Below are 5,062 nucleotides of genomic sequence, written 5' to 3'. Positions count from 1 at the left end.
GTTCTCCTCTAGGCGCTTCCCGTGTCCGCATAGGACACGGCGGCGGCACGGACGTCGTCGATGCGGTACCGGTTGGCGGCCTCGACGGCCTTGGACCGGTCGAGGGTGCAGCGATTCCTGCCTCAGACACCGTGGTCCTTCCTCGGACTTGATTACAACTTCCATACTATGGAAGTTAACTTTCGCATCTCGATATAGAGAACGCCGTAGCACGTGGAATGTCAAGAGCGATATGGGCGTACACACGAAGCGGCGACCCAGATCAATTCCAAGCCGCCGCGTTCCGCGATCTTCCCGATATCGGCCGGGTCCAAGAATTGGTCAGGCGCTGGCTCCGGTTGTCACCGCTCGAGCGGGGATGGGTTCGATGTTGCCCATCAAGACGAGATAGCTGCAGAGCCCGCCGACCAACGCGATTCCACCAAGGATGAATGCGAACTGGAAACTTCCCGTGACGTCGACGATGATGCCGGTGACGATGGGGGCGGCGACGCCGGCCAGCAGATTGATGCAGTTCATGATGGCGCCGAGTGCCCCAGCGCTACCCTCGGGTGCGATCAGGGCCGGCAAGCTGTTCGTGGTGACGTAGACCAACGCGATACCCGCGCTACCCAGCGCGATCCAGATGATGGACGCAGTCGCGTTCTGTGTGAACGCGGCGCCGACGGTGAGCATGGCGACGAGCATGCCGATCACAATCGTGAGCTTGCGGACCTTGTTTCCGTCGGCTCCGCGACTGATCAGCCGGTCGACCAAGTAGCCGCCGATTGTCAACTCGGCCAGAAACATCACCAGCGCGGGAATGGCGGCGTACATGCCGCTCTGCAAAACGCTCTTGTTCATCCCGGTCTGCATGTAGCCGGGCAGCCACGTGAGCAGCATCCACAGCACGTACCCCGCACCCGCCAGACCCAGCGACAAACCCCATACCTTGCGCTGGCGCAGCAGGTACCCGATCGTCGCGACGCTGTCGGCGGGGCGGACATCTTCCGCGCTGGCGCCGCCCGCAACGATGTACTCGTACTCCGCCTCGGTGACCGCACTCTTGCTGAACATTGCCTTGGGGCCGCCGTAGATCTTCACGAAGCCGACGAGAAATGCGACCGAGAGCGCGGCTTGCAGCCAGAAGGCCTCCCGCCAGCCCCAGGTCGCCACCGCGAAGGCAACCATGGGCAGGCCGATCACGTTGGCCAGCCGTGTGCCACTGTCGAAGATCGCTGTGCACAGCGCCCGTTCGTGTCGTGGGAACCAGATTCCGCTGGCTTTCATGGCTCCGGGCATCGCGGGCGCCTCGGCTACACCCAGGAAGATCCTGGCCAGAATGATCACCCAAGCGCCTGTAGCCATTGCCGTGAGGACGGATGCGATGGCCCACAGCGCCGCCGCGGCGCCCCAGACCTTCTTGACTCCGAAACGGTCCAGCAGCATCCCCGCCGGAATCTGCATGATCGCGTACGACCATAGGAACGCGGCCGAGATGAGGCCGAATTCTGTTGCCGAGAGTCCGAACTCCTCCGACAGCGGAGCTTGCGTCACCGAAATGGACAGCCGGTCGATGTAGTTGATGAGAATGCCCGAACCCAGTAGCACGGCAATCTTCCAACGCACCTTCCCGCGAGGTCGGATTACTTCGGATTCCTCCGTGCCGGAGGCGAGGACTTGTTCAGTCACGGTGAGTCTTCCCAGTGAGGATGCGAGCCAAAGGAGCGTTACCAAGCTTTTCCGCATCGTGGATTTCATCTTTCGTATCTTGATATAGTGAACTCCGTCACTAGAATGCTGTCAAGGGGGAGTGCGAGAAGATCTGCCATGAATACAGCACCACGAACTGGGTTTCCGCTCTGTGGAATCAAGGGCACAGCGTGCACTCGGAGTCCGCGGTCGGCGTGCGATCGGGAAGAACGCCGCACTATGTACAGGCCGGTTGCAAGCGGCCGTGGTCACGACAGGCACGGATAAATGACTGAGAATGCAACTACCACGAAATCCTTGTCTCCAAACCACTATTCAGTGATCCCTGACGAGACAGACGAGGACACGCGCGACCTCCCGAAGTGGGCAGCAGTGCCGAATACCGGCCAACCAGAGGAAACCGCACGGGTCGGCGATCCTGTGATCGAATCCGAGCTTCCGGAAGCAGTGACGCTGTGGCGGCGGCTCGTGGCCGAATTCGTGGGCACAGCGATGCTGGTCACGATCATCGTCGGTTCAGGAATTGCCGCGCAACAGATGTCTCCCGGTGATAGCGGGTTGCAGCTACTCGAGAACACGACCGCCACGGCGTTCGGGCTCGGAGCTCTGATTCTCATGTTCGGCCCCGTATCGGGAGCGCACTTCAATCCGGTGGTCTCTGCCGCCGATTGGTACCTCACGCGTGGCCGGGCGACCGGACTGACCGGTCGCGACGTCGGCGCGTACATGATCATCCAGGTTCTGGGTGCCATATCGGGTGCCCAGCTGGCCAACGTGATGTTCGATGTTCCCGTCTTCGCGACCGCGACTACCGAACGCTCGAGCGTGGGGAATTTCGTCGGAGAGATTGTCGCCACCGCAGGACTCGTTGCACTCATCTGCATGCTGGCACAGACCGGGCGCAGCGCAATGTCGGCCGCCGCGGTCCCCGCCTACATCGGGTCTGCATGCTGGTTCACCAGCTCGATAGCCTTCGCCAATCCTGCGGCAACCATCGGACGGGCATCTACCGACACGTTTACCGGGATCGCGCCCGAGTCGGTCCCGTTGTTCGTGATCGCTCAGCTCATTGGTGGAATGATCGGAGTCTGCCTCGCGACCGGACTCTGGCCGGATTCGACGAGGTATTCGTCGCGAGGTCGGAGGCGCGTGCGGCGACCTCGCACGGGCTGATTGGCGTGCCCTATGGTTGCTGATCACCGGACGGACCATTCCTCGTGGCGTATCCGAGATACGTCACAGGTGGTCGGGTGTCCGGCTCGAGAACAAAGTTCACATAACGGCCGATGTCTCGGTCGGAGACGAGTGCCTTATTGCACTCCGTTCGGCGCCACAGCATTTCGGACGCCCGACAAGACGGGGCGGACGTCGTCGACGAGTTCCAGCGCGTCGCCGATGTACATGACGTGAGGTAGGGTGTGCGGTGCTCCGTCATCCCGTTCATTTACAGTCATGCCGAGATCGGTCAGCCCGGAGGCGATGCGGCCCGTGCTGTCCCCGATCACGAGGACCCGGCATTCTCGCGCCGCCCATCCCTGCGTATCCAGCACGTGGCGTACATACTCCATCCGAATGGAATGAAACGCCGACGCTCGAATCTGGCGACCGTCGACCTCGATTCGCGCGTGCGTACGTTCACGTCATCCAGGCTGCAAAGCGCTGATGTAACCCCATGATCGTTGCACGAGATTTCGCGAAGCGATACGCGGTGGATGGGACCAAGCGGCGGTGCAATCGGGCCCTGCAGGGTGGCCGGTTTCTTACTCAGTGCCAGGGACAACAGAATTCGAGAATCACCGCGCTATCCGATGCCGACGACAAGGTCGGGCTACTCTGATCTCTTTCGCAAGTTCTGGGGACCTGTCGGGACGTCAGCCGCTTGGGCCGCCGGTTCGGCGGTGATGCGGGTACGCGCTCGCCAGAATGCGTATCTCGTCTCGGGTACAGTTCGATTCAGGAATGACCTGCCACAATCGCTCGATGAATCGGCACGTTGTCATTCCGAAGTGCACAAGGATTTCCTCCTCGGTGGCGCCTCCGAATGGTGTCCACATGATGGCGAACTCGATGAGGCGCTCCGCCTCGGTGTCAGGATGGTTGAGTCTGCGGTTGGCTTCGATCCAAGCGGCGCGACGCCTCTGGCGCCATTGGCGATACTCACGAGAATTCATGGGAATCACACATCTCATCGGGACCGCGGAAGCCGTGGAGTTTGGGAACCTCGCCGCAGCGAGAGAAATGCGCAGAGTGCCAGATGCTCTCGCCCTCGGCGTCAAATACTTTTGCCAACCAGCAGGGTCAGGACCAGCGGCCGAGGAGCGTTGCAGAGTGTGCGGTGAGAGCAGCCTGGAAGAACGGGCCGAAGCTGATCCGTGCGACACCGAGTAGCCCGAATGAAGCGGGGTCGTCCTGGTCGGGCAGCGCGATCGCGTTGACGGGCAGCGCCAGTTCCGACGTCAGCCGCTTATGGGTGCTGTCGTTGTGCCGTCCCACGGGGTAGAGCACGTCGGCCCCGGCTTGGGCGGCGAGTTGCAAGCGTGCGATTGCGCGATCGACGCGATCGGCGTCGTCACCTACCTGCTGGAGAAGCAGGTCGGTGCGAGCGTTGATCACAACGTGGACGCCGGCCTCATCGGCTGCCTGGCGGAGCCCGCCGACGAAATCTGCGTGTTCCTGGGCGTCGCGCAGACGCCCGCCTTCGCTGTGCACAACATCCTCGATGTTCAAACCCACAGCGCCAGCGTTGACCAATCCGTCGATCAGCCGAGTCGGTTCGAGCCCGTAACCGGATTCGATGTCGACAGAGATCGGCAGATCGGCGGCGCTCGTGATCTGTGAGATCCGGTGCAGGAGTTCGGAGAAGGTGATGCCCTCGTTGTCGGGCTTGCCGATTGAATCCGACACCGGGTGACTGCCGACGGTCAGAGCCTGGAATCCGGCGGTTACAGCGAGATTCGCTGACCAGGCGTCCCACACCGTTGGCAGGGTCACTGGGTTACCCAACTGGTGCAGCCGAAGCAGTTTGGTGGCTTTCTCGTTGATCGACGTCATGAAAATGGGCTCCTCGCCTGAGTTCTTCGCTTAACACAATTTGATAACGGGGATGCACTCGTCCGTGCTTTGGTGTGTCGTCGAGATGAGGCCAGTGCCTTATCTTCGGCACCAACGTCCTCGTTCACGAAGCCGTAGAGCACCTTGGCGACCTGCCGACCATCGAACTGCGCACCCTGCGCTGGGAGTTCGGCTACAGGCCGAGGTCGGCCTCGAACGCTCCCTGCTCCAGACGCTGCTTGATCGTGGTCAAGAAGCGGCCGGCGTCGGCACCGTCGACGAGGCGGTGATCGTAGGTGAGCGGCAGGTAGCACATCGA

The 5,062-nt window shown here is 61.7% G+C and carries 6 protein-coding genes and 1 pseudogene; 1 reads left to right on the top strand and 6 read right to left on the bottom strand.

All coding sequences use genetic code 11. The features are described 5' to 3' along the window. Positions 1-8 precede the first annotated feature (8 nt). Both ACFVJ3_RS49115 and ACFVJ3_RS49110 read right to left on the bottom strand, forming a co-directional pair. A pseudogene (locus tag ACFVJ3_RS49115) lies at positions 9-107 on the bottom strand (2-oxo acid dehydrogenase); the annotation flags it as partial. Positions 108-321: 214 nt separating this feature from the next. Next, complete coding sequence (locus tag ACFVJ3_RS49110) at positions 322-1,671, bottom strand: MFS transporter (RefSeq protein WP_378458985.1); 1,350 nt, start codon at positions 1,669-1,671, stop codon at positions 322-324. A gap of 339 nt (positions 1,672-2,010) precedes the next feature. Between ACFVJ3_RS49110 and ACFVJ3_RS49105 the strand changes: the two genes are divergently transcribed. Continuing rightward, entirely contained in the window at positions 2,011-2,865 is an 855-nt protein-coding gene (locus ACFVJ3_RS49105) for an MIP/aquaporin family protein (RefSeq protein WP_378458984.1), read from the top strand. Positions 2,866-3,002: 137 nt separating this feature from the next. Here the strand turns inward: ACFVJ3_RS49105 and ACFVJ3_RS49100 are convergent, their stop codons facing one another. The 4 genes from ACFVJ3_RS49100 to ACFVJ3_RS49085 form a co-directional block, all read right to left on the bottom strand. Continuing rightward, positions 3,003-3,260: a hypothetical protein gene (locus tag ACFVJ3_RS49100; protein WP_378458983.1), complete on the bottom strand. Its 258-nt coding sequence runs from the start codon at positions 3,258-3,260 to the stop codon at positions 3,003-3,005. A 303-nt stretch (positions 3,261-3,563) separates the two neighbouring features. Continuing rightward, positions 3,564-3,863 (bottom strand): hypothetical protein, encoded by a 300-nt coding sequence (locus ACFVJ3_RS49095; protein ID WP_378458982.1) that lies wholly within the window; start codon positions 3,861-3,863, stop codon positions 3,564-3,566. Between the two features lie 127 nt (positions 3,864-3,990). Further along, positions 3,991-4,743 carry an isocitrate lyase/phosphoenolpyruvate mutase family protein gene (locus tag ACFVJ3_RS49090; protein ID WP_378458981.1) on the bottom strand — a complete coding sequence of 251 codons (753 nt, stop codon included), beginning with the start codon at positions 4,741-4,743 and terminating at the stop codon, positions 3,991-3,993. Between the two features lie 193 nt (positions 4,744-4,936). Beyond that, positions 4,937-5,062: 2-oxo acid dehydrogenase subunit E2 (locus ACFVJ3_RS49085; RefSeq protein ID WP_378458986.1), on the bottom strand; the 126-nt coding region annotated here is incomplete at its 5' end.

The sequence above is a fragment of the Rhodococcus sp. NPDC127593 genome (assembly GCF_042671975.1).
Taxonomy (GTDB): domain Bacteria; phylum Actinomycetota; class Actinomycetes; order Mycobacteriales; family Mycobacteriaceae; genus Rhodococcus_F.
This window is presented reverse-complemented; position numbering and strand designations above follow the sequence as displayed.